General features: G+C 72.3%; 20 protein-coding genes. 12 read left to right on the forward strand and 8 right to left on the reverse strand.

Features of this window, described 5'->3' with window-relative positions:
- The first annotated feature begins 4 nt into the window (after positions 1-4).
- The 3 genes from ABZZ04_RS13350 (at position 5) to ABZZ04_RS13360 (ending at position 3,879) form a co-directional block, all read left to right on the forward strand.
- On the forward strand, positions 5-724 hold the full coding sequence (locus ABZZ04_RS13350) for a DUF3017 domain-containing protein (RefSeq protein WP_356932320.1): 720 nt from the start codon (positions 5-7) through the stop codon (positions 722-724).
- Positions 725-1,375: 651 nt separating this feature from the next.
- Positions 1,376-2,365 carry a malate dehydrogenase gene (locus ABZZ04_RS13355; protein ID WP_356932321.1) on the forward strand — a complete coding sequence of 330 codons (990 nt, stop codon included), beginning with the start codon at positions 1,376-1,378 and terminating at the stop codon, positions 2,363-2,365.
- Between the two features lie 137 nt (positions 2,366-2,502).
- Positions 2,503-3,879, forward strand: a complete 1,377-nt coding sequence (locus tag ABZZ04_RS13360) for a radical SAM protein (protein ID WP_356932322.1) — start codon at positions 2,503-2,505, stop codon at positions 3,877-3,879.
- 44 nt (positions 3,880-3,923) lie between these two features.
- Here ABZZ04_RS13360 and ABZZ04_RS13365 read toward each other — a convergent pair whose 3' ends face one another.
- On the reverse strand, positions 3,924-4,658 hold the full coding sequence (locus tag ABZZ04_RS13365; protein WP_356932323.1) for an isocitrate lyase/phosphoenolpyruvate mutase family protein: 735 nt from the start codon (positions 4,656-4,658) through the stop codon (positions 3,924-3,926).
- Between the two features lie 156 nt (positions 4,659-4,814).
- Positions 4,815-5,333, reverse strand: a complete 519-nt coding sequence (locus ABZZ04_RS13370) for a carboxymuconolactone decarboxylase family protein (protein WP_356932324.1) — start codon at positions 5,331-5,333, stop codon at positions 4,815-4,817.
- Between the two features lie 47 nt (positions 5,334-5,380).
- Here ABZZ04_RS13370 and ABZZ04_RS13375 point away from each other — a divergent pair, with 47 nt between their 5' ends.
- The 3 genes from ABZZ04_RS13375 (at position 5,381) to ABZZ04_RS13385 (ending at position 8,392) form a co-directional block, all read left to right on the forward strand.
- Positions 5,381-6,790 (forward strand): PLP-dependent aminotransferase family protein, encoded by a 1,410-nt coding sequence (locus tag ABZZ04_RS13375; protein ID WP_356932325.1) that lies wholly within the window; start codon positions 5,381-5,383, stop codon positions 6,788-6,790.
- 129 nt (positions 6,791-6,919) lie between these two features.
- Positions 6,920-7,192 (forward strand): hypothetical protein, encoded by a 273-nt coding sequence (locus ABZZ04_RS13380; RefSeq protein ID WP_148838801.1) that lies wholly within the window; start codon positions 6,920-6,922, stop codon positions 7,190-7,192.
- Positions 7,193-7,198: 6 nt separating this feature from the next.
- Positions 7,199-8,392, forward strand: a complete 1,194-nt coding sequence (locus ABZZ04_RS13385) for a glutathionylspermidine synthase family protein (RefSeq protein ID WP_356932326.1) — start codon at positions 7,199-7,201, stop codon at positions 8,390-8,392.
- A gap of 87 nt (positions 8,393-8,479) precedes the next feature.
- Here the strand turns inward: ABZZ04_RS13385 and ABZZ04_RS13390 are convergent, their stop codons facing one another.
- Both ABZZ04_RS13390 and rocD read right to left on the reverse strand, forming a co-directional pair.
- Positions 8,480-9,244, reverse strand: coding sequence for an SMI1/KNR4 family protein (locus ABZZ04_RS13390; RefSeq protein WP_356932327.1), 765 nt, complete (start codon positions 9,242-9,244; stop codon positions 8,480-8,482).
- Between the two features lie 169 nt (positions 9,245-9,413).
- Positions 9,414-10,619, reverse strand: a complete 1,206-nt coding sequence (rocD, locus tag ABZZ04_RS13395; protein WP_356932328.1) for an ornithine--oxo-acid transaminase — start codon at positions 10,617-10,619, stop codon at positions 9,414-9,416.
- A gap of 247 nt (positions 10,620-10,866) precedes the next feature.
- Here rocD and trpS point away from each other — a divergent pair, with 247 nt between their 5' ends.
- Complete coding sequence (trpS, locus tag ABZZ04_RS13400; protein WP_356932329.1) at positions 10,867-11,880, forward strand: tryptophan--tRNA ligase; 1,014 nt, start codon at positions 10,867-10,869, stop codon at positions 11,878-11,880.
- 111 nt (positions 11,881-11,991) lie between these two features.
- Positions 11,992-12,582, forward strand: a complete 591-nt coding sequence (locus ABZZ04_RS13405; RefSeq protein ID WP_356932330.1) for a 2'-5' RNA ligase family protein — start codon at positions 11,992-11,994, stop codon at positions 12,580-12,582.
- An 87-nt stretch (positions 12,583-12,669) separates the two neighbouring features.
- Here ABZZ04_RS13405 and ABZZ04_RS13410 read toward each other — a convergent pair whose 3' ends face one another.
- Both ABZZ04_RS13410 and ABZZ04_RS13415 read right to left on the reverse strand, forming a co-directional pair.
- Positions 12,670-13,695 carry an SDR family NAD(P)-dependent oxidoreductase gene (locus ABZZ04_RS13410; protein ID WP_356932331.1) on the reverse strand — a complete coding sequence of 342 codons (1,026 nt, stop codon included), beginning with the start codon at positions 13,693-13,695 and terminating at the stop codon, positions 12,670-12,672.
- Between the two features lie 66 nt (positions 13,696-13,761).
- The gene (locus tag ABZZ04_RS13415; protein ID WP_356932332.1) at positions 13,762-15,126 is read right to left on the reverse strand and encodes an FAD-binding oxidoreductase; all 1,365 of its coding nucleotides are present in this window, start codon (positions 15,124-15,126) and stop codon (positions 13,762-13,764) included.
- Positions 15,127-15,269: 143 nt separating this feature from the next.
- On the opposite strand from ABZZ04_RS13415, the gene ABZZ04_RS13420 reads away from it, so the two are divergent.
- Positions 15,270-16,211 carry a YihY/virulence factor BrkB family protein gene (locus tag ABZZ04_RS13420; protein ID WP_356932333.1) on the forward strand — a complete coding sequence of 314 codons (942 nt, stop codon included), beginning with the start codon at positions 15,270-15,272 and terminating at the stop codon, positions 16,209-16,211.
- Here ABZZ04_RS13420 and ABZZ04_RS13425 read toward each other — a convergent pair.
- Positions 16,159-17,412, reverse strand: coding sequence for a D-alanyl-D-alanine carboxypeptidase (locus tag ABZZ04_RS13425; protein WP_356932334.1), 1,254 nt, complete (start codon positions 17,410-17,412; stop codon positions 16,159-16,161). The genes ABZZ04_RS13420 and ABZZ04_RS13425 overlap by 53 nt on opposite strands.
- 121 nt (positions 17,413-17,533) lie before the next feature.
- Between ABZZ04_RS13425 and ABZZ04_RS13430 the strand changes: the two genes are divergently transcribed.
- From ABZZ04_RS13430 to ABZZ04_RS13440, 3 genes are all read left to right on the forward strand, one after another.
- A complete protein-coding gene (locus ABZZ04_RS13430; protein WP_356932335.1) occupies positions 17,534-17,779 on the forward strand; it encodes a hypothetical protein in 246 nt (81 codons plus the stop codon).
- Positions 17,780-17,833: 54 nt separating this feature from the next.
- Positions 17,834-19,258 (forward strand): metallophosphoesterase, encoded by a 1,425-nt coding sequence (locus tag ABZZ04_RS13435; protein WP_356932414.1) that lies wholly within the window; start codon positions 17,834-17,836, stop codon positions 19,256-19,258.
- A 208-nt stretch (positions 19,259-19,466) separates the two neighbouring features.
- Entirely contained in the window at positions 19,467-21,023 is a 1,557-nt protein-coding gene (locus ABZZ04_RS13440) for an ABC transporter substrate-binding protein (RefSeq protein WP_356932336.1), read from the forward strand.
- 112 nt (positions 21,024-21,135) lie between these two features.
- On the opposite strand, the gene ABZZ04_RS13445 is transcribed toward ABZZ04_RS13440, so the two are convergent.
- Entirely contained in the window at positions 21,136-21,879 is a 744-nt protein-coding gene (locus tag ABZZ04_RS13445) for a TetR family transcriptional regulator (protein ID WP_356932337.1), read from the reverse strand.
- Between the last annotated feature and the right edge of the window lie 51 nt (positions 21,880-21,930).

Consider the following 21,930-nt stretch of genomic DNA (forward strand, 5'->3'; position numbering starts at 1 on the left):
CCCCATGGGTGCTGGTACGAGTCCGGCCGACCCGACCGCCGAGGACGCGTGTACGGACGAGACCCCGGCGACGGGCGCGGGTGCGGAGACCGGGGCGGAGACCGGAACGGGCCCGGGGAAGAGGACCGGCCCGGAGTCCGAGAAGGACGCCGGTGCCGGAGCCGAAGCCGCCGGTGACGGTGACGGTGACGGCGGTGCCGATGCCAACGGCGATGCCGGTGGCGAGGCGCGGCCGGACGCCGGTGCCGACGCGGGTACGGGCTCGGGTGCGGACGCGCCCGTCGCCTCCGGCAGCACCCGGGCCGGGGGCTCCGGCCCCGCTCCGCGGACGTCCCGGAGGTTCCCCCTGTTCACCAAGGACACCGCGCGCCCCGAGGGCGGCGGCCGGGCCGCGCCCGGGGACGCGCCCGCCCCGGCCCGGCAGTGGCCGCTGCTCGCCGTGCTCTGCACGGCGGGGATCGGCCTGCTGATCGTGGCCGTCGACCCCTTCGCCGAAGCGTTCCGGGTCGGCACGATGCTGATCGGCGCGGCCCTCATCGGCGGCGCGGTGCTGCGGATGACGGTCCGGTCGGTCGGCATGCTGGCGGTCCGTTCCCGCTTCACCGACCTGGTGACCTACGGAGTGCTCGGCTTCCTCATCGTGATGCTGGCGCTGGTGGCCCAGCCCGAGCCGTGGCTGGACATCCCGTTCCTCGAACAGGCCGTCCACTTCACGATTCGCTGATTCACCGACTCACCGACCCGCTGATCCACCGACTCACCGATCCGCGATCCGCGGTCGGCCGGTTCACGACCGGCCGGTCGCGGTGTTCCGGTTCGCCCGGCCGCCGGGCCCGGCCCGTACGGGCGGTCGCGCGGTTCGGGACGGTGCCCGTCCCCTCCCCCGAGAAGGGACGGACACCCGGGGCGAGACCCGGTCCGCAACGCTTCCGTCCCGGACCACGGCGACTTGATCGGCCTTGCCCCTGTCCTGCGTTCAGCCTGGTCGACGGGGTGAAGGGGTTCAAGGGACGGCTGGGGCCTGTGGCACGGAAGTGACCATTCCGCCAAGGTGTGATCGTCCGGCAACGGAGTGGCGAACAAGGGTGCGCGGCGGGCATGCACCTGGTTTCGCGCACTCCCGCGCGCCCCGTTCCCCGCCCTCTCTTCCCCCAACCTCCCCCCGGCCTTTCCCCGGTCTCCTCCGAGTGACCGGATTCGTCCGGGTGAGCGCTGTGTGACGGGTTGTGTGCGGTGCCACAGGGGGCCGGGCCGCCGGAAGGTTCCGGGTCGGATAGCCTGACCGCTGGATATCTCTTCACGTCAAGATTCAGACCGGGGATGTCCAGCACCAGGGGCAGGGACCCCCACCGCCAGCTGTCTAACGGAGATCGCCATGACCCGCACTCCCGTGAATGTCACCGTGACCGGCGCAGCCGGCCAGATCGGCTACGCGCTGCTCTTCCGCATCGCCTCCGGCCACCTGCTCGGCCCGGACGTGCCGGTCAACCTGCGCCTCCTGGAGATCACCCCGGCCCTGAAGGCCGCCGAGGGCACCGCGATGGAGCTCGACGACTGCGCCTTCCCGCTGCTGCGCGGCATCGAGATCACCGACGACGCCAACAAGGCGTTCGACGGTGCCAACGTCGCCCTGCTGGTCGGCGCCCGCCCGCGCACCAAGGGCATGGAGCGCGGTGACCTGCTCTCCGCCAACGGTGGCATCTTCAAGCCGCAGGGCAAGGCCATCAACGACAACGCCGCGGACGACATCAAGGTCCTCGTCGTCGGCAACCCGGCCAACACCAACGCGCTCATCGCGCAGGCCGCCGCCCCGGACGTACCGGCCGAGCGCTTCACCGCGATGACCCGGCTGGACCACAACCGGGCGCTGACGCAGCTGGCGAAGAAGACCGGCACCACGGTCTCCGACATCAAGAAGCTGACGATCTGGGGCAACCACTCGGCGACCCAGTACCCGGACATCTTCCACGCGGAGATCGCGGGCAAGAACGCCGCCGAGGTCGTCAACGACGAGGTGTGGCTGGCCGACACCTTCATCCCGACCGTCGCCAAGCGCGGCGCCGCGATCATCGAGGCCCGTGGCGCGTCCTCCGCCGCCTCCGCCGCCAACGCCGCCATCGACCACGTGCACACCTGGGTCAACGGCACCGCCGAGGGCGACTGGACCTCCATGGGCATCCCGTCGGACGGCTCCTACGGCGTGCCCGAGGGCATCATCTCGTCCTTCCCGGTCACCACGAAGAACGGCACGTACGAGATCGTCCAGGGCCTGGACATCAACGAGTTCTCCCGCAAGCGCATCGACGCCTCGGTGAAGGAGCTCACCGAGGAGCGCGACGCGGTTCGCGAGCTCGGCCTGATCTGATCCGTACGCCCCTTCGCGCGTACCCCGTCGCCCCCGGCAGCACCCGCTGCCGGGGGCGACGTGCGTGACGGAAGGGCCCGGGGACAACCCGGCCCCGGCCGGGAACTGATTGCGCGGCTTCCCGAGTCTGGGCTTTCATGCGCGTGACGATGATCCTCCCGGCACTGACCGAGGCGACCAGCCCGCTGTTCCGGCCCATCAAGTACTCGCTCTTCCCGCCGTTGGGCCTGGCGACCCTCGCCGGGTACCTCGACCCGGACGACGAGGTGACGCTCCTCGACGAGCACGTCGAACGGGTGGACATCGAGGCGCTCGACAGCCCCGACCTCCTGGTCGTCCAGCCGTACATCACCTCCGCGCGGCGCGGCTACGAGATCGCCGACCACTTCCGCGCCCGGGGCGTCCACGTCGCCATGGGCGGCCTGCACGTGACCTCGCTGCCGGACGAGGCCGCCGCGCACGCCGACACGATCTTCACCGGGCCGGGCGAGGACACCTGGCCGCTGTTCCTCAAGGAGTTCCGGGCCGGGGCGCCGGGCCGCCGCTACGACTCGAAGCTGCGCACCCTGGCCGGGCTCCCGCCCGTGCGCCGGGACCTGATCAAACGTCATCTGTACCTGGTGCCGAACTCGATCGTCGTCTCGCGGGGCTGTCCGCACCACTGCGACTTCTGTTACAAGGACGCCTTCTTCGAGGGCGGGAAGTCCTTCTACACCCAGGCCGTGGACGACGCGCTCGCCGAGATCGAGCGGCTGCCCGGCAGGCACCTGTACTTCCTCGACGACCACCTGTTCGGCAACCGCCGCTTCGCCGAGGCGCTGTTCGACGGGATGGCCGGCATGGGGCGGCTCTGGCAGGCGGCCGGCACCGTGAGGTCCGTGCTCCAGCCGGACCTGCTGGAACGCGCCGTGGACGCGGGGCTGCGCAGCCTGTTCGTCGGCTTCGAGACGGTGAACAGCGCGAACCTCGCCGAGCGGCGCAAGAACCAGAACATCGGCGAGGACTACGAGGCCGCCGTGCGCCGGCTCCACGACGCCGGGGTCATGGTCAACGCCAGCTTCGTCTTCGGGCTCGACCACGACGGCCCGGACGTCTTCGACCGCACGGTGGGGTGGGCGGTCGGGCAGGGCATCGAGACGGCCACCTTCCACATCATGACGCCGTACCCGTCCACCGGGCTGTGGAAGCAGCTGGAGGCGGAGGACCGGATCGTCCACCGGGACTGGGACCTCTACGACACCCGCCACGTCGTGTACCGCCCGAAGGGCATGACCCCGGACCAGCTGGAGGACGGCTACTGGCGCGCGTACCGCGACTTCTACCGGTGGTCCAACATATGGCGCGGCGCCGCGGCCCAGCCGGGTACGCACGAACGGTTCAGGCACCTGGCGTACGCGGGCGGCTGGAAGAAGTTCGAGCCCGCCTGGGACGCCCTGATCCGCTCCCGCAACGTGGTGCGGGCCATGCCGATGCTGGAACGGACCCTGGCGGCCTTCGGTGGCAGAGGGGCGTGACCGGACCGCCCCCGGCGGACCGGGCACGACCCCCTGCCGCCCGCCTACGCCTTCCGCAGTTCGTCCGCGATCTCCCGCACGGCCGCCAGGGCGCGGCGCTGCAGCCCGGGGCCGAAGGTGATCCGGGTCGCGCCCAGCTCGCCGAGCCGGCGCGGGGCCGGGCCGTCCGGCAGGGCGAGGGCGTTGAGCGGGCCGGGGACGGCGGCGGCCAGCCGGGGCAGCGCCTCGGACGGGGCCAGGATCGGATAGACGCAGTCCGCGCCCGCCGCCACGTACAGCAGGGCCCGGCGGACCGTCTCCGCCTCCGGGTCCGCGGTGCCGGGTGAGCCGTGGACGTACGTGTCGACGCGGGCGTTGAGGAAGAGGAGGTCGCCCGCGGCCTCCCGGACCGCGGCGATCCGCTCCGCCTGCCGCTCGGCCCCGACGAGCGTGCCGTCGACCGAGTCCTCCAGGTTGCAGCCGACGGCCCCGCTCTCCAGGAGCCGTTCCACGAGCTCCTTCGGGGGCAGCCCGTAACCCGCCTCGACGTCCGCCGACACGGGCACGGAGGCCGGGACGGCCCGCACGATCCTGGCCACGGCCGCGAACATCTCGGCGGCGGGCGTCTCCCCGTCCTCGTAACCGAGCGAGGCCGCGATGCCGGCGCTGGGCGTCGCGAGCGCCGGGAAGCCCGCGTCGGCGAAGGCGCGGGCGCTCGCCGCGTCCCACGGGCCGGGGAGGACGAGCGGGTCGCCGGGGGCGCGGTCGTGGTGCAGGGCGCGGAGGACGGACGCGGTCATGCGTGACTCCTGTGGGTGCGGGCCGGAAGACGGACGGGGCGGGCGGTGACGCGGATGCGCCGGGTGGCACCCGGCGCACGACCCGGCTCTTGGCACCCGGCTCCCGGCACCCGGCGCGCGGGCCGGGAGCCGCGGTCGGGCCGGGACCGTGCCGGGTCAGTGCTTGATGTCGCCCGGCTTGTAGTGGCCGGGAACCATGCGGGTGGTCACCGCGAAGCGGTTCCACGCGTTGATCGAGACGATCGCCGCGATCAGGTGGGAGAGCTCGGTCTCGTCGAAGTGCTCGGAAGCCTTCTCCCACACCTCGTCCGGCACGAAACCGTCGGTCAGCACGGTCACCGCCTCGGTCAGTTCGAGGGCCGCGGTCTCCTTGGGCGTGTAGAAGTGCCGCGACTCCTCCCACGCGCTGAGCTGGACGATCCGCTCGACCGACTCGCCCGCCGCGAGCGCGTCCTTGGTGTGCATGTCGAGGCAGAAGGCGCAGTGGTTCAGCTGCGAGGCGCGGATCTTCACCAGCTCGCCCAGGACCGGGTCGACACCCTTCCGGGCCGCCCTGTCCAGCCGGACCATCGCCCGGTAGACGTCGGGGGCGAGCTCGGCCCACGGCTGCTTCATGCGGGGGGCGTGCTCGGGGTTGAGGCCGGAGGTCGGTGCGCTGTTCTCGTTCGTCGTCATGAGTACGACACTACGAGCCAGGTGGCGCACATGTATGGTCCATTTCCATGACGGATTCATGGGCCACTTTCGGCGCCGACCTGCATCTCGACACCACCGGGTCGACCGGGCTGCGGGCCGGGCTCATGGACGCCCTGCGGGAGGCCGTACGGACGGGCAGGCTGGCCCCCGGCACCCGGCTGCCGTCCTCCCGCGGGCTCGCCGCCGACCTCGGCATGGCCCGGAACACCGTCGCCGACGCCTACGCGGAACTGGTCGCCGAGGGCTGGCTCACCGCCCGGCAGGGCTCGGGTACCCGGGTCGCCCGGCGGGCCGAGCCGCGCCCCTCGGCCGTCCGGGTCACCCGGACCCGGACTCCGGGCTCCCGGCCCGCGCACAACCTGCTGGGCGGGTCGCCCGACCTCTCGACGTTCCCGCGCGCCGAATGGCTCAGGGCGGCCCGCCGCGCCCTGACGGCCGCGCCCCACGACGCCTTCGGGTACGGCGACCCGCGGGGACGCGTCGAACTGCGCACCGTGCTCGCCGACTACCTGGCCCGCGCCCGGGGCGTCCACGCCGACCCGGAACGCATCATGATCTGCGCCGGCTTCGCGCACGCGCTGAAACTGATGGGAACGGTGCTGCGCGGGCGACGGGTGCGGGAGGTGGCCGTCGAGTCGTACGGGCTGGACATCCACTACGACCTGCTCCGGGAGGCCGGGCTGCGGCTGCCCTGCCTGCCGGTCGACGACCTCGGGGCGCGGACCGACGAACTGGCCGGGCTGCGGGGCGTGGGCGCGGTCCTGATGACGCCCGCGCACCAGTTCCCCACCGGGGTGCCGCTGCACCCCGACCGCCGGGCCGCGGCGGTGGACTGGGCACGGGCCACGGGCGGGCTGATCCTGGAGGACGACTACGACGGCGAGTTCCGCTACGACCGCCAGCCGGTCGGCGCGCTCCAGGGCCTCGACCCCGACCGCGTGGTGCACCTGGGGACGACGAGCAAGTCGCTGGCCCCCGGCCTGCGGCTGGGGTGGATGGTGCTGCCGGAGAACCTGGTGGGGGAGGTGTCCGAGGCCAAGGGGGTGAGCGACTGGTCGTCGAGCGCGCTGGACCAGCTGACGCTCGCGGAGTTCATCGGGTCGGGCGCGTACGACCGGCACGTGCGCTCGATGCGGCTGCGCTACCGGCGCCGCCGCGACCAGCTCGTCGAGGCCCTGGCGGAACGGGCCCCGGAGGTCCGGATCAGCGGCATCGCCGCCGGACTGCACGCCGTGCTCGAACTCCCCGAGGGCAGCGAGCCGTCCGTGCTGCGGGCGGCCGCGTGGCAGGGGCTGGCACTGGAGGGGATCTCGCGCTTCCGTCACCCCGACGCGGCACCGGGACGGGACGCCCTGGTCATCGGATACGGAACACCCACCGACAGCGCCTGGGCCGGCGCCCTGGACGCCCTGTGCCGGGTACTGCCCACCCGGTGACCTCCCGGCCCGTGCCCCACCGGGGCCGAGCCCTGTCCTGCCGGGGCCCGAACCCTCCGCGCTAGTCTGATGAACGGTCGCGTTCGATGGTCACACTGGCTTGATCTTTACTACGGGGGAGACGGAGACATGGCTGTACGAAGGCTGCGGTCGAGCACGGTGGTGCTCGGCGGCATGGGGGTGCTCGCCGCGATGATCACCTCCTGCGGTTCGGAACCGGACAAGCGGTGCGTCGACCCGGTCAGCCGGGACAAGCTGCCGAGCTACGAGTGCAAGGGCGGCGGCAAGGGCTCGTACTACTACGGCGGCAGCAGCAAGAACGGCAAGGTCGAGGGCGGCAGTTTCAACAAGTCGGCGGTCGACCGGGGCGGTTTCGGCTGCTCGGGCACCGGCGGCGGCTGAGCCGGCATGGAGCGCCGCACCACGCAGCCGCGTCCCGGCTGGCAGCAGACGGTGGAGGAGCAGGGGATCGTCTTCCCGCTCACCCGTTACCCGGACGGGTCGCTGCGCCCGTACTGGGACGAGAGCGCCTACTACGTCTTCTCCCTGCCCGAGGTCGAGGCCCTGGAGGAGGTGGTCGAGGAGCTGCACGCCATGTGCCTGGCCGCGGCCGCGCACATCGTGGAGAAGAACCGGTTCGCCGAACTCGGCATCACCGACCGCCGGCTGGCCGACCTGATCGCGCAGTCCTGGCACCGCAGGGCCGAACTCCCGTCCCTGTACGGCAGGTTCGACCTGCGCTACGACGGGACCGGCCCGGCGAAGATGCTGGAGTACAACGCGGACACCCCCACCTCCCTGGTGGAGGCCGCGAGCGCCCAGTGGTTCTGGATGGAGGACCGCTTCCCGGGCGCCGACCAGTGGAACTCGCTGCACGAACGGCTCGTCGACGCGTGGCGGCGGCAGGCCGCCCTGCTGCCGCCGGGGCCGCTGCACTTCGCGCACTCCGACGGGGACGAACTGGGCGAGGACCTGATGACGGTCGCCTACCTGCGGGAGACCGCGGAGCAGGCCGGCATCGAGACCGAGGCACTCTCCGTCGAACGGATCGGCTGGGACCGGCTGAGCGGGCGGTTCGTCGACGAGCGGCTCCGGTTCATCCGCAGTTGCTTCAAGCTGTACCCGTGGGAGTGGCTGGCGACCGACCGGTTCGGTCCGCACGTGCTGGACACCCTCGACAACGGCGGCGGCAGCGGCACCACCTGCTGGATCGAGCCCGCCTGGAAGATGCTGCTGTCCAACAAGGCGCTGCTGGCGATCCTCTGGGAGCTCTACCCGGGCCACCCGAACCTGCTCGCGTCCTACCTCGACGGCCCCCGCGAGCTGGCGGCGGGCACGGGCGACGGCCCCGGCTATGTCGCCAAGCCGCTGCTCGGCCGCGAGGGGGCCGGGGTCACGGTCCACGGACCGGGCAGTCCCGCGGTGCTGCGCGACGAGCCGTGCTGCTACCAGGAACTCGCGCTGCTGCCGGACTTCGACGGCAACCGCGTGGTGCTGGGGGCCTGGGTCGTCGAGGACGAGGCGGCCGGCCTGGGCATCCGCGAGTCCGCCGGACCGGTCACGGACGAGTACGCCCGCTTCCTGCCGCACGTCATCCTCTGAGGGCCGGTCGGGCCGGGCCGGTCCCGGTCAGGCCCGGCGGGACAGCGGGCCGGCGGGGTGGCGGGGTGGCGGGAAACCGTCGCCCCGTCAGGCCCCGGCCGCGTGCAGCCAGCCGATCAGGTCGTCCGTCACGGGTTCGCCCGCCGCCGCGACGTCCGGGCAGATCGCGCCCAGCCCGAGCCGGTGGACCGAGACGCGGTCGCGGCCGTGACGGCGCATGAAGAACCCGTCGCCCCCGCCGTCGTCCCCGACCAGCACCCAGTGGGGCGCGTACCGGGCCACTTCGAAGGTCTCGTTGCGCTCCGCGACGGTGTGCGGGCCGTAGACGTGGACGCCGTTGTCGAGCAGCACGCCCGGCGTCGAGCGCCACAGCCGGGCGATCGTGGGGTTGGGACCGTCCCGCAGCCCGCGCAGCCGTGCGGCCCGGACGGCCAGGAACCCGGCGAAGGACTCCGCCACCGGGTACTCGTCGCCGTCGATGCCGTCCCGGCACACCACCGGGTGCTCCCCGGCCCCGGCCTCCCCGTCCCGGTCGAGGGCGAAGGAGTAGCCGTCCCCGCAGTCCGGCTCGACGGCGAAGCAGAGCCGGGCGCCGCTCAGCCGCCATGCGGCGGTGATGGCCTCGTACATGTCGTCGTCGGCCGCCCCGGCGGGCCCGGCCGTCGCGATCTGCGCGCCGCCGGCCTGCCCGTGGCCGAACTCGGCCAGCCACCACCGGTACGAGGGCGGCAGCGGGCCGACGCGCGTCTCGGCCTCCCGGATCGCCTCCTCCGGCACGGCGGCGGCCGACCCGCGGCCGAACCCCGGCGACTCCTCGACGAGATCACGCAGTTGCGTCAGGTCAGGTCTCACGGCGCAGAGTCTGCCAGGCCGTACCACCGGGCCGGGCCGCGGGAGAACACCCGCCGCGGCCCGGCGCACCGACCGGTCCGGCGCGCCAGCCGGCGCGACGCGCCGCCCGTGTCACCGTGCCGCCGGGTCGGGGGCATGATGCCCCCGACCCGGCGCACCGGCTCCCGGGTCAGTGGCGCAGGACGCCGCGGAGCTGCTCCAGCCCCCAGTCCAGGTCCTCCTTGCTGATCACCAGCGGCGGCGCGATCCGGATCGTCGAGCCGTGGGTGTCCTTGACCAGCACCCCGCGCTCCATCAGCTTCTCGGAGATCTCCCGGCCCGTGCCGAGTGCCGGGGCGATGTCCACGCCCGCCCACAGCCCGCGGCCCCGCACCTCGTCCACCGCGCCGCCGCCCACCAGCAGCCCCAGCTCCCGGTGCAGGTGCTCGCCCAGCTCGGCCGCCCGCTCCTGGTACTCACCGGTGCGCAGCATCGCGACGACCTCCAGTGCGACGGCGCAGGCCAGCGGGTTGCCGCCGAACGTCGAACCGTGCTCGCCGGGCCGGAACACCCCGAGCACCTCCCGCGAGGAGACCACCGCCGACACCGGGACCACCCCGCCGCCCAGCGCCTTGCCGAGCACGTACATGTCCGGCACGACGCCCTCGTGCTCGCACGCGAAGGTCTTCCCGGTCCGGCCGAGACCCGACTGGATCTCGTCCGCGATGAACAGCACGTCGCGCTCGCGCGTGAGCTCGCGCACCCCCGGGAGGTAGCCCGGCGGCGGCACCAGCACCCCGGCCTCGCCCTGGATCGGCTCCATGAGCACCGCGACGGTGTTCTCCGTCATCGCCTCCCGGAGCGCGGTGAGGTCCCCGTACGGCACGATCTCGAACCCCGGCGTGTACGGGCCGAAGTCCTCCCGGGCCTCCGGGTCCGTGGAGAAGCTGACGATCGTCGTCGTCCGGCCGTGGAAGTTGTTCGCGGCGACGATGATTTTCGCCATGCCGTCCGGGACGCCCTTCACCCGGTAGCCCCACTTGCGGGCCGTCTTCACCGCGGTCTCCACGGCCTCCGCCCCGGTGTTCATCGGGAGCACCGACTCCATTCCGCACAACTCGGCGAGCTGCGTGCAGAAGTCGGCGAACCGGTCGTGGTGGAAGGCGCGCGAGGTGAGGGTCACCCGGTCCAGCTGCGCCCTGGCCGCGTCGAGCAGACGCCGGTTGCCATGGCCGAAATTGAGCGCCGAGTACCCGGCGAGCATGTCGAGGTAGCGGCGGCCCTCGACATCGGTCATCCAGGCCCCCTCCGCCGTGGCGACCACGACGGGAAGCGGATGGTAGTTGTGCGCGCTGTGCGCCTCGGCGGAGGCGATGGCGTTTTCCGTGATCGACACGGGATCTCCGTTCGTCGTGGGCATGGGCGTGGGCGGGGTGGTGCCCACTTTGTATCGTCGGTCGGATCCGGTCCGAGGAAACCTCCGATTCCCGGCGTGCCCGACCGGCCGGGCACCGGCGCCCCCGCCCGCTCCTCCCGGGCCCCTCCGTGATCCCCGTCTCATCGACGGTGGCGCGCGCCACCGGTCCGGGCGCCTTCCGCACCGGCTGCCGGAGATCGCTCCCGTACCTGAGACAATGAGTCCCATGGCCTCTGAACGCCCCCGCGTGCTCTCCGGAATCCAGCCCACCGCAGGCTCGTTCCACCTCGGCAACTACCTCGGTGCGGTCCGCCAGTGGGTGGCGCTGCAGGAATCCCACGACGCCTTCTACATGGTCGTCGACCTGCACGCGATCACCGTTCCGCAGGACCCCGCGGAGCTGCGCGCGAACACCCGGCTCGCCGTCGCCCAGCTCCTGGCCGCCGGTCTCGACCCCGAGCGGTGCACGCTCTTCGTCCAGAGCCACGTCCCCGAGCACGCCCAGCTCGGCTGGATCATGAACTGCCTCACCGGCTTCGGCGAGGCGTCGCGCATGACGCAGTTCAAGGACAAGTCCGCCAAGCAGGGCGCCGACCGCACCACCGTCGGTCTCTTCACGTACCCGATGCTGATGGTCGCCGACATCCTGCTGTACCAGGCCGACCAGGTCCCGGTCGGCGAGGACCAGCGCCAGCACCTGGAGCTGACCCGCAATCTCGCCGAGCGGTTCAACGGCACCTACGGCGACACCTTCACCGTGCCGGACCCGTACATCCTCAAGGAGACGGCGAAGATCTACGACCTCCAGGACCCGTCGTCCAAGATGAGCAAGTCGGCGGCCACCCCGAAGGGTCTGATCAACCTCCTCGACGAGCCGAAGGCCACCGCCAAGAAGGTGAAGAGCGCGGTCACCGACACCGACACGGTCATCCGCTTCGACCGTGTGGAGAAGCCCGGCGTCAGCAATCTGCTGAGCATCTACTCGACACTCACGGGCACCGGTATCGCGGATCTGGAGCAGAAGTACGAGGGCAAGGGCTACGGTGCGCTCAAGACCGACCTCGCCGAGGTCATGGTCGAGTTCGTCACACCGTTCCGGACCCGCACCCAGGAATATCTGGACGACCCGGAGACGCTGGACTCGATCCTGGCCAAGGGAGCGGAGAAGGCACGGTCCGTCGCGGCCGAGACCCTGGCTCGTACGTACGACCGGATGGGCTTCCTGCCTGCGAAGCACTGAGTCCAAGGACCCTGGCGGTTTCGGGGCCCCAGGCTGCACACTGGCGACGGAAGCCGATCAGGTGGATGGCCGAAAACAGGTCATCGACCACCGAGGATTGAGGAGAACGACGTGGGGACCGTAACGCTCGGCGTTTCGATCGCGGTCCCGGAGCCCTACGGCAGCCTGCTCCAGGAGCGGCGCGCGAGCTTCGGGGATCCCGCCGCGTACGGCATTCCCACCCACGTCACCCTGCTTCCGCCGACCGCGGCCGACGCGGCCGCCCTGCCCGCGATCGAGGCGCACCTCGCCCAGATCGCGACGGGCGGCCGTCCCTTCCCGATGCGGCTGTCCGGCACGGGGACCTTCCGGCCGCTCTCGCCGGTGGTCTTCGTGCAGGTCGTCGAGGGCGGCTCGGCCTGTTCCTGGCTCCAGAAGCGGGTCCGGGACGGCTCGGGGCCGCTGGTCCGCGAGCTCCAGTTCCCGTACCACCCGCACGTGACCGTGGCGCACGACATCCCCGAGGCGGCGATGGACCGGGCGTACGAGGAGCTCTCCGACTACGAGGCGTCCTGGACCTGCGGTTCCTTCGCGCTGTACGAGCAGGGCGCGGACAGCGTCTGGCGCAAGATCAACGAGTTCCCGTTCGGGGCCGGGGACGGCATGCCCGCCGTGCCCGCGCAGGGCGGCTCGGCCGTGGACGAACCCTCCCTGCAGACCTGATCACCACCCTCCGCACGCCCCCTTCGACCCCGGCGTGCCCCGGGTGACTCCTTCGCCTCCTCCGCCCCTTCCCCCCGTTCCTCCGGTTCAGAGCGGCAGGCGCCGGAACAGCGGGCGCGGCACGTGCCGCAGCGCCGACATCACCGCGCGGAGCGACCCGGGCACCCAGACCGTCTCCGAGCGCCGTCGCAGCCCTGCCACGATGGCCTCCGCGACCGCGTCCGGGGTCGTGGTGAGGGACGACGCCTCCAGCGGCGCGGCGGCGAACCGGGCGGCGGCGAGCCGGGCCGCCTCGACCCGGGGCGCACCGATCCACGGCGCACCGGCCCGAGGCATGCCGATCCGCGGCAGGCCGGTCCGCGACGCACCGGCCTGCGCGCCGCCCCGCGCACCGCTCCCGCTTCCCGCGGCGCCCGCCTGCTCCGTGATTCCGGTCACTGCCGCCACCGCCACGGGCTCCGCCGCAGGTTCTGCCACCGTCTCCCCGGCCGTCTCCCCGGTCCCGGCCGTCCCCGTCGTGTCGTCGGGAGCCGTCCCCGGCCGCACGAGGCCGGGGCGCACGACCATCACATGCACCCCGGTGTCGTGCAGCGCGTCGCCCAGCCCCTGCGCGAACGTGTCCAGGCCCGCCTTGCTGGACCCGTAGATGAAGTCGGCGCGGCGCACGCGCTCGCCCGCCACCGAGGACAGCACCACCAGCGAACCGTGCCCCTGTGCCTGGAGCGCGCCGGCGCACACCAGCCCGGCGGAGACGGCCCCCGTGTAGTTGGTCTGGGCGACCCGGACCGCGGACAGCGGCTCCTCCTCGTCGCGTTCCTGGTCGCCCGCGATCCCGAAGGCGAGCAGCACCATGTCGACGTCGCCCTCGGCGAAGACCTCGCCGAGCACGGCCTCGTGGGACCCGGAGTCGAGGGCGTCGAAGTCGACCGTGCGGACGTCGGCGCCGCGTGCGCGCAGTTCGGCGGCGGCCGCGTCGAGGGCGGGGGAGGGGCGCCCGGCCAGCCGGACCGTGCGGGTCCGCAGCGCGATCAGCCGCCGCGCGGTGGCCAGGGCGATCTCCGACGTGCCGCCGAGTACGAGCAGGGACTGCGGGGCTCCGAAGGCGTCCTTCACGAAAACGCTCCTTGCAGACAGGGGTGATGACCAGGGGGTGACGGAGTGTGCGGAACGCGGCGCCGGTCAGAGCGACAGACGGCGCGACAGGTCCGAGCGGAATGCCCCGTACGGGTCCAACTCGGCGCGCAGTGAACGGAATTCGTCCAGCTTCGGATACATGGCGGCCAGCAGCTCGGGCCGCAGCCGGGAGTCCTTCGCCAGGCAGACCCGGCCGCCGGCCGCCGCCACCTCCTCGTCCAGCGAGTCCAGGAACCGGGCCAGGCCGGGCAGTCCGGCGGGCAGGTCGAGGGCGAGCGTCCAGCCGGGCAGGGGGAACGACAGCCAGCCCGGGTCGCTCGCGCCGAACCGCTTCAGCACCGCGTACGACGACGGGCAGCGCCGCCGGGAGATCCGGCGCACGATCCGCCGCAGCGCCTCCTCCTGCCCGAAGCCGACGGCGAACTGGTACCGCACCGACCCGGCGCGCCCCCGGGGCCGGTCCCGGACCGGCCCGTCCAGGAGGCGGAAGAACGCGGCGGGCCGCTGGAGTTCGCCGGGCCGGTACCCGGGTGCGCCGCGGTACCGGAGCTCGCCCAGGAGGGCGGCGCAGGCCCCGCCGGGCAGCGAGCGGGGCACGAGGGCGGCGAGGGACGGCAGCCGGCCCGGACGGAACGCGAACGGGGTGCGCCGGGCGCGCGCCGGCCGCGCGTACCGGGGCGCCCGCCCGTCCCCGGGCACGGGCTCGCCCCGGGTGAGCACGGCGCGCCCCGTCGCCCGGCCGCGGGCGAGGAGGTCGATCCGGGCGGCCGAGTAGCGGTAGCGGTGGTCCCCGGCGGAGAGCCGGTCCAGCAGGTCGTCCAGGTCGACGGTGCGTTCGGTGTCGACCGACAGCCACGACCCGGTGACCCGGTGGCAGCGCAGCGTCGCCGAGAGGATCACACCCGTCAGGCCCAGGCCGCCCGCGGTCGCGTGGAAGAGCACGGTGCCGGGGCGGACCGTGTGGATCTCGCCGTCGGCGGTCAGCAGCTCCAACTCCTGGACGTGGCGCGAGAAGGAGCCGGAGTGGTGCTGGTCGTGGCCGTGCGCGTCGGCGCCGATCGCGCCGCCCACGGTGACGTACCGGTTCGGGGACGGGGTGGGCACGGACCAGCCGAGCGGCCGCAGGACCTCCGCCAGCCGGTGCAGACCGACCCCGGCGTCGCAGACCACCAGCCCGGTGGTGGCGTCGACGGTGCGGATCCGGTCCAGCGCGGTCATGTCGAGGACGGAGCCGCCCGCGTTCTGCGCCGCGTCGCCGTGGGATCCGCCCAGCCCCCGGGCGATGGAGCCGCGGGGTCCGCAGCCGCGTACCGTCGCCGCCGCCTCCTCGTACGTGCGCGGACGGAACCGCAGAGCGGTCGTCGGGGCGGTACGGCCCCAGCCGGTCAGGGACACCGTGTCGACAGACATGACGGTGACCGTAGCGCCAGGGAAAACCCTTTTGGGGGATTTGTTACAGTGCTCACCGTTATGGGTGATTGAGGGGGTGTCGGGCCGCACACGGACAGGGCCGGGTCACGGTTCCCGGCGCCCGGACGGGTAAGCCGTAGGTCATGGACTGGCTGAAAAAACTCCCCGTCATCGGGCCGATCGTCTCCCGGCTGATGGTGACGCACGCCTGGCGTTCCTACGAGACGCTGGAACGGGTCCACTGGACCAGGCTCGCCGCCGCGATCACCTTCACCAGTTTCCTGGCGATCTTCCCGCTGATCGCGGTCGGTGCGGCGATCGGTGCCGCGCTGCTCTCCGACGAGCAGTTGCGCAAGATCGAGGACAAGCTCGCCGAGCAGGTGCCGGGCATCTCCGACCAGCTCGGCATCGAGGGCCTGGTGGCCCACGCGGGCACGGTCGGGGCGGTGGCCGGTGCGCTGCTGCTCCTCACCGGGATCGGCTGGCTCGGCTCGATGCGCGACTGCCTGCGCGCCGTCTGGGGCCGGGACGACGTGGACACGGGCAACCCGGTCGTCCGCAAGCTCAAGGACGCGGGGCTGCTGCTCGGGCTCGGCGGCGCGGCGCTCGCGACCCTCGCGGTCTCCTCGGTGGGCACCGTCGCGGTCGGCCGGACCGCCGGGCTGCTGAACATCTCGGACCGGGGCGCGGGCGGTGTGGTGCTCCAGGTGGCCGCCATGGCCGTGGGGGCGCTCGGTGGCTTCCTGCTGCTGCTCTACCTGTTGACCCTGCTGCCCGGCGTGGAGCCGCCGCGGCGCAGTCTGCTGGTCGCGGGCGCGATCGGCGCGATCGGCTTCGAACTGCTCAAGCTGCTGCTCGGCAGCTACATGAAGGGCGTCGCGTCCAAGAGCATGTACGGCGCCTTCGGGGTGCCCGTGGCCCTGCTGCTCTGGCTCAACTTCACGGCGAAACTGCTGCTGTTCTGCGCCGCCTGGACGGCGACGCAGAACAGCGGGGGCGCCGAGGACGCCGGGGGGACCGAGGAGGGGGCCGTCAGCGGCGGGGGAGACGACGCACCAGGTCCGGCAGCGGCCAGCGCCGGTTGACCAGGAACACCCCGCCGGCCAGCAGCACCAGGACGCCGCCGACGATGCCCAGCGCGACCCCGACACCGCCGCTGCCGCCCTCGTCGGCGGCGACGGCCTTCTTGCCGTTCTCGGGGCCGTGTCCGCCCTTGTCCTTGCCCTGCGCGGCCGGGGCGCCCTTGCCCGATCCGGTGTCGGCGGACTTCGGGGGCACCAGCTCGCCGACCGGGGTGACCTTGCCGCTCGCCTCGAAGCCCCAGTCCAGCAGGCTCGCGGCCTCCTTGTAGACGGCGTGGGCCTCGTCGGACGACGGGTTCATGACGGTGACGAGCAGCACCTTGCCGTTGCGCTCGGCGACACCGGTGAAGGTGTTGCCGGCGTGCGAGGTGTAGCCGTTCTTGACGCCCGCGATCCCCTTGTACGGCTCGACGCCGTCCGCGCCGGTCAGCAGCCGGTTGGTGTTCTGGATGGCGAAGCTCTCCCGCTTCCCGCCCTTCTTCTCCGCGCCGGGGAACTGCGCCTCGGCCGTCGAGCAGTACTCCCGGAAGTCCGCCTTCTGCAGCCCGCTGCGGGCGAACAGCGTCAGGTCGTACGCGCTGGAGACCTGGTCGGGCGCGTCGTACCCGTCGGGCGAGACCACCTTCGTGTCGAGCGCCTGCAACTCCTCGGCGTGCGTCTGCATGGCCTCGACGGTCTTGGGCACGCCGCCGTACATCGAGGACAGCACGTGCACCGCGTCGTTGCCCGAGCGCAGGAACACCCCGAGCCACAGGTCGTGGACCGTGTAGCTGAGGTCCTCCTTGATGCCGACCAGGCTGCTGCCCTCGCCGAGGTCGGCCAGGTCCTCGTCCCGGACGGTGTACTCACGGGTCTTCGGCTGGAGCGCGGGCATCACGGTGTCCGCGAAGAGCATCTTCAGGGTGGAGGCGGGCGGCAGCCGCCAGTGTGCGTTGTGCGAGGCGAGGACCTCGCCGTTCTCCGCGTCCGCGACGATCCAGGACCGGCCCGTGAGGTCCTTCGGCAGCACCGGGGCGCCCGACTTCAGCTGGACCTGCGTACCGCTTCTCCCCAGCAGTTCGCCACCGACCCGGGACATGCCCGCGGGCGGCTTCGGCGCGTCGTCGGAGGTGTCCCTGCCGACCGCCGATGCCGGCGCGATGGCGAAACTGGACAGCAAGGCGGCTGAGACGACCGTCAGGGCGGTCTTTTTGAGAGCAGGCACGGTCGGAAACGTACAGGCAGATGATATGAAAATGGGTACGGATGGCTTGACCCGCCGCGTGTGCCGCCGGGACGGCCCACCCCGGGCGGCCCCGCGGGAGCGCGGCGGCGATACTGAGTCCATGAAGCTCAGCCGCCCCGTCTCCTGGTTCCTGCTCGCTTTCGGGGTGTGGAGCTGGTTCATCTGGATCACTTTCGTCAAGAACCTGTGGAAGGACGGCAGCGGACTCGCCTTCGACGACGCGGGTGACCCGACTGCGTACTTCTGGGTGCATCTGCTGCTCGCCATCACGTCCTTTCTCCTGGGGACGGTCATCGGTGTGATCGGGTTCCGTGGCGTCAAGGCACTGCGCCGCGAACGTCCGTGACGAGCAGCAGGCCGGGTGGGGAGCAAGCTGGTGGCAGTGGCCGGTTTCGTGGTGATGGTGGTCGTGGTGCTCGCGCTGTTCGGCGGCGTGCACCGCTATCTGTGGTGCCGGCTGGTCCGTGACACGACCGCCCGGGGCGGCGCCCTGCGCAGGGCGGGCACCGCGGCCGCGTTCGTCCTGCCGCTGCTGAGCCTCGGCGCCCTGGTCTCCGGCCGTGCGGGGGCGCCCTTCCCGCTCCAGCAGGCGCTGGCCTGGCCCGGCTACCTCTGGCTGGCCGCGGTGCTGTACCTGACGCTGGCTCTGCTGGTGGGGGAGGCGGTGCGGCCGCTCCTGCGCCGGGTGCTCGCGGGGCGGGCGGACCGGGTGACGAGCAGTGAGGACGGGGCCCGGGAAGCCGGTACGAGTGACGGGAATCACCCGGACCGCTCCCCGGCCGCGGAGCCTGCCGAACCGGCCGCCGGATCCCGGAAGGCCGTGGCGGAGGGGGCCGGCGGGGCGGCCGACGCCCCCGGCTCCCTGGCGGTCGCCACCGCCGCCGACGACGCCCCGGCGGCCGATGCCCCGGACACCGACGACACCCCGGCCCCCGACGCATCGAGCGCCCCCGGTGCTTCGAGTGCCGTCGACGCCTCCGCCCCCCGCCGCCCCGCCGACCCCTCGCGCCGCTTGTTCGTCTCCCGGGTCGTCGGCGGTGCCGCCGCCGTCGCGGGGCTCGGGACGGTCGGCCTGGGCACCCACGGGGTGCTGCGCGGGCCGAGCGTCGAGCGGGTCACCGTCCCGCTCGCCAAACTGCCCCGCTCCGCGCACGGCTTCCGGATCGCCGTCGTCAGCGACATCCACCTCGGCCCGATCCTCGGCAGTGCCCACACCCGGCGGATCGTCGACACGATCAACCGGACCGGGCCGGACCTGATCGCCGTCGTCGGCGACCTCGTCGACGGAACCGTCGCCGACCTCGGCCCGGCGGCGGAGCCGCTCGCCGGACTGCGCGCCCGGCACGGCAGCTTCTTCGTCACCGGAAACCACGAGTACTACTCCGGTGCGGCCCAATGGGTCGACCAGGTGCGGGAGTTGGGCCTCCACCCGCTGGAGAACGCCCGGGTGGAGATCGACGGGTTCGACCTCGCGGGCGTCAACGACGTCGCCGGGGAGAGCGAGGGGCAGGGCCCCGACTTCGCCCGCGCGCTCGGCGACCGGGACCGTGCCCGCGCCGCCGTCCTCCTCGCCCACCAGCCCGTCGTCATCCACGACGCCGTCGCCCACGGCGTGGACCTCCAGCTCTCCGGCCACACCCACGGCGGTCAGCTCTGGCCGGGCAACTTCATCGCCGACCTGGCCAACCCCACCGGTGCCGGGCTCGACCGGTACGGCGACACCCAGCTCTACGTCTCGCGCGGCGCGGGCGCCTGGGGACCGCCCGTACGGGTCGGCGCACCCTCCGACATCACCGTCGTGGAACTCGCCTCGCTCCGGGCCTGACCTCGTGATTCGTGGGACCGGGCCCTCGGGAACGACAGGTTCCGGCCTTTTGGGCGCACCGAGGTTTCAAGTGTCCAACAAAAGGCTATGAATGCCAGTTTCACTCTTCCAGATGTGAATATCGTGTGATTGGGTGAGCGGGAGCATGCGGTGATGTGCGTATCTGAAGCACAACACCGAGGTGGGGCTGGTAAGGGAGAGCACGGCAATGCAGTCGATCCGGCTACGGATTCTTGCGGTCATCGGGGTCCTGGCTGTCGTGGGCGTCGGAGTCTGGCAGTTGCTCCCCTCGGACGAGGTGGACGAGACCCCGATCGCGGTCGGCACCACGGACGTGGTCACCTCGCTCGACCCGGCCGGTGCGTACGACGCGGGTTCCTGGGCGATCTACAGCAACCTCTACCAGTCCCTCCTGACGTTCAAGTCCGGGGCGACCGTCCCCGAGCCGGACGCCGCCGAGAGCTGTGGATTCATCGGCCAGAAGCTCCAGACGTACCAGTGCAAGCTCCGTGACGACCTGACCTTCTCCAACGGTCGGGCGATCACCGCGGCCGACGTCAAGTACTCCATCGACCGCATGCTCAAGATCAAGACGGACGCCGGCCCGTGGGTGCTGTTCCCGAGCCTGAAGAACGTCGTGACCGAGGGCCGCACCATCACGTTCAACCTCTCCTCGCGCGACGCGACCTTCCCGCAGAAGCTCGCCACCGGGGCCGGTTCGATCGTCGACCGCGAGTCGTACCCGGCGGACAAGCTCAGGAGCGGCAACACGGTCGACGGCTCGGGGCCCTTCACCCTGAAGAAGTACCGCTCGGGCGTCGTCGCCGAGTTGATCCCCAACCCCCGGTACAAGGGTGCGCTGAAGGAGACCGGCGTCCCGGTCACCGTGCACTACTACGGCAACTCGGACAAGCTCCTGGCCGCCTGGGAGGGCAAGCGGGTCGACATCGCGCACCGCGAGCTGCCGCCGGCCATGCTCGCCGAGCTGAACCCCGGTGACCCCGACCTGCGCGTCACCGAGGCGGACAGCGCCGAGATCCGCAACCTCGTCTTCAACGTCCGCCCCGGTTCCCCGATGGCCGACAAGAAGGTCCGGCAGGCGATCGCCTCGATCGTCGACCGCGGGCCCCTGGTGAGCAAGGTCTACAAGAGCACGGTCGAGCCGCTCTACTCGCTGATCCCGCAGGGGTACATCGGGCACAGCACGCCGTTCTTCGACGCCTACCCGACGCCCGACCCCGAGCGGGCCAGGAAGCTGCTGAGCGAGGCCGGTGTGCAGACGCCGGTGCGCATCAACTTCGGCTACCGCGGCGGCGACGAGATCCAGGCGAAGGAGACCGAGGAGCTCCGCCGCCAGCTGGAGGAGGACGGGCTGTTCAAGCTGGAGGTCCACGCCGTCGAGTGGACGAAGTTCCAGAAGGAGTACGCGGCCGGCAAGTACGACGCGTACACGATCGGCTGGTTCCCCGACTACCCGGACCCCGACACCTTCAGCCAGCCGCTGGTGGGCCGCAACAACGCCCTCCACAACGGCTACTCCAGCAAGAAGGTGAACAGCCTGATCGGCTCCACGCTGCAGTACAGCGACCGGGGCCGCACCACGGACGACTTCAAGTCCCTCCAGGCGCAGGTCGGCGAGGACGTGCCGCTGATCCCGCTGTGGCAGAAGAAGGAGTACTCCGTCAGCACGACGGACGTCGCCGGCTCGCAGTACCTCTCGGACGGCACCGGCATCTGGCGGCTCTGGGAGCTGCGGCGGATCTGACGGACCCGCGGGGCCGGTCCCCGCGGGGCGGGGCCCACAGGACGAACGAGGGGCGGTGCGCCCCGGCAGAACGCCGGGGCGCACCGCCCCTCGGTTTGTCGGCCCCCGGCTCTCAGGGCCTCTTCGGCGCCGGCCCGCCGGACGGCCGGTCCTTGGCCCTCGCCGCGCCGGGCAGGAACTCCTCCAGCACGTCGTGCACCTGCCGCACCACCGGACGCAGCGCCCGGAACCGGGAGAGCGCGATGACGCGGGCGCCGATCGGGGTGCAGCGCTCGACCAAACGGCGGCTGCGCTCGGCGTGCTCGGTCCGGTCGTACACCCAGTACAGCACCAGGCCCATCTGGACCAGCCACATCAACTGCGGCAGGTAATCGTCCAGTTCGGGGTCGGTCTTGGTGGCGGAGCCCTCCAGGCACCGCCGGTGGATGGCGATCGCCGCCTCGCGCGCCGCGACGGACTGGGCCGAGAACGGGCTGAGCGGACTCTCCGGGTCGGCTGCGTTCTTGAAGAACTGGGCCGCGAAGCGGTGGTACGGCTCCGCCACGTCCAGCCAGGTGAGCAGGACCCCCCGCATGCGCGCCGCGAGGTCCTTCTCCTCGTCCAGGACCTTCTGCACGGCCGCCGCGTGCTCGGCGGCGAGCCGGTCGTAGAAGCCCTGGACGAGATGCTCCTTGCTCGTGAAGTAGTAGTAGGCGTTCCCGACGGAGACGCCCGCCTCCTGGGCGATGGCCCGCATCGTCGTCCTGTCGTAACCGCGTTCCTGGAAGAGCCGGAGCGCGGTTTCGAGGATGAGGGTGCGGGTCTGCTCGCTCTTGGGCGCCTTGGCTGCCTTCACGTCCTTCACTTCCTTCACCACGGTCCCGAGGGTATCGGCCCGGGACCGTGCGGCCCCGGGCCGGTGGTGACG

Origin of the sequence: Streptomyces sp. NPDC006435, from assembly GCF_040612315.1 — a bacterium.
In the GTDB taxonomy this organism is placed as follows: domain Bacteria; phylum Actinomycetota; class Actinomycetes; order Streptomycetales; family Streptomycetaceae; genus Streptomyces.

Coding starts and splice junctions, on each gene's coding strand:
- ABZZ04_RS13350 (WP_356932320.1), top strand. CDS start 5: ATGGGTGCTGGTACGAGTCCGGCCGACCCGACCGCCGAGGACGCGTGT.
- ABZZ04_RS13355 (WP_356932321.1), top strand. CDS start 1,376: ATGACCCGCACTCCCGTGAATGTCACCGTGACCGGCGCAGCCGGCCAG.
- ABZZ04_RS13360 (WP_356932322.1), top strand. CDS start 2,503: ATGCGCGTGACGATGATCCTCCCGGCACTGACCGAGGCGACCAGCCCG.
- ABZZ04_RS13365 (WP_356932323.1), bottom strand. CDS start 4,658: ATGACCGCGTCCGTCCTCCGCGCCCTGCACCACGACCGCGCCCCCGGC.
- ABZZ04_RS13370 (WP_356932324.1), bottom strand. CDS start 5,333: ATGACGACGAACGAGAACAGCGCACCGACCTCCGGCCTCAACCCCGAG.
- ABZZ04_RS13375 (WP_356932325.1), top strand. CDS start 5,381: ATGACGGATTCATGGGCCACTTTCGGCGCCGACCTGCATCTCGACACC.
- ABZZ04_RS13380 (WP_148838801.1), top strand. CDS start 6,920: ATGGCTGTACGAAGGCTGCGGTCGAGCACGGTGGTGCTCGGCGGCATG.
- ABZZ04_RS13385 (WP_356932326.1), top strand. CDS start 7,199: ATGGAGCGCCGCACCACGCAGCCGCGTCCCGGCTGGCAGCAGACGGTG.
- trpS (WP_356932329.1), top strand. CDS start 10,867: ATGGCCTCTGAACGCCCCCGCGTGCTCTCCGGAATCCAGCCCACCGCA.
- ABZZ04_RS13415 (WP_356932332.1), bottom strand. CDS start 15,126: ATGTCTGTCGACACGGTGTCCCTGACCGGCTGGGGCCGTACCGCCCCG.
- ABZZ04_RS13420 (WP_356932333.1), top strand. CDS start 15,270: ATGGACTGGCTGAAAAAACTCCCCGTCATCGGGCCGATCGTCTCCCGG.
- ABZZ04_RS13430 (WP_356932335.1), top strand. CDS start 17,534: ATGAAGCTCAGCCGCCCCGTCTCCTGGTTCCTGCTCGCTTTCGGGGTG.
- ABZZ04_RS13435 (WP_356932414.1), top strand. CDS start 17,834: ATGGTGGTCGTGGTGCTCGCGCTGTTCGGCGGCGTGCACCGCTATCTG.
- ABZZ04_RS13440 (WP_356932336.1), top strand. CDS start 19,467: ATGCAGTCGATCCGGCTACGGATTCTTGCGGTCATCGGGGTCCTGGCT.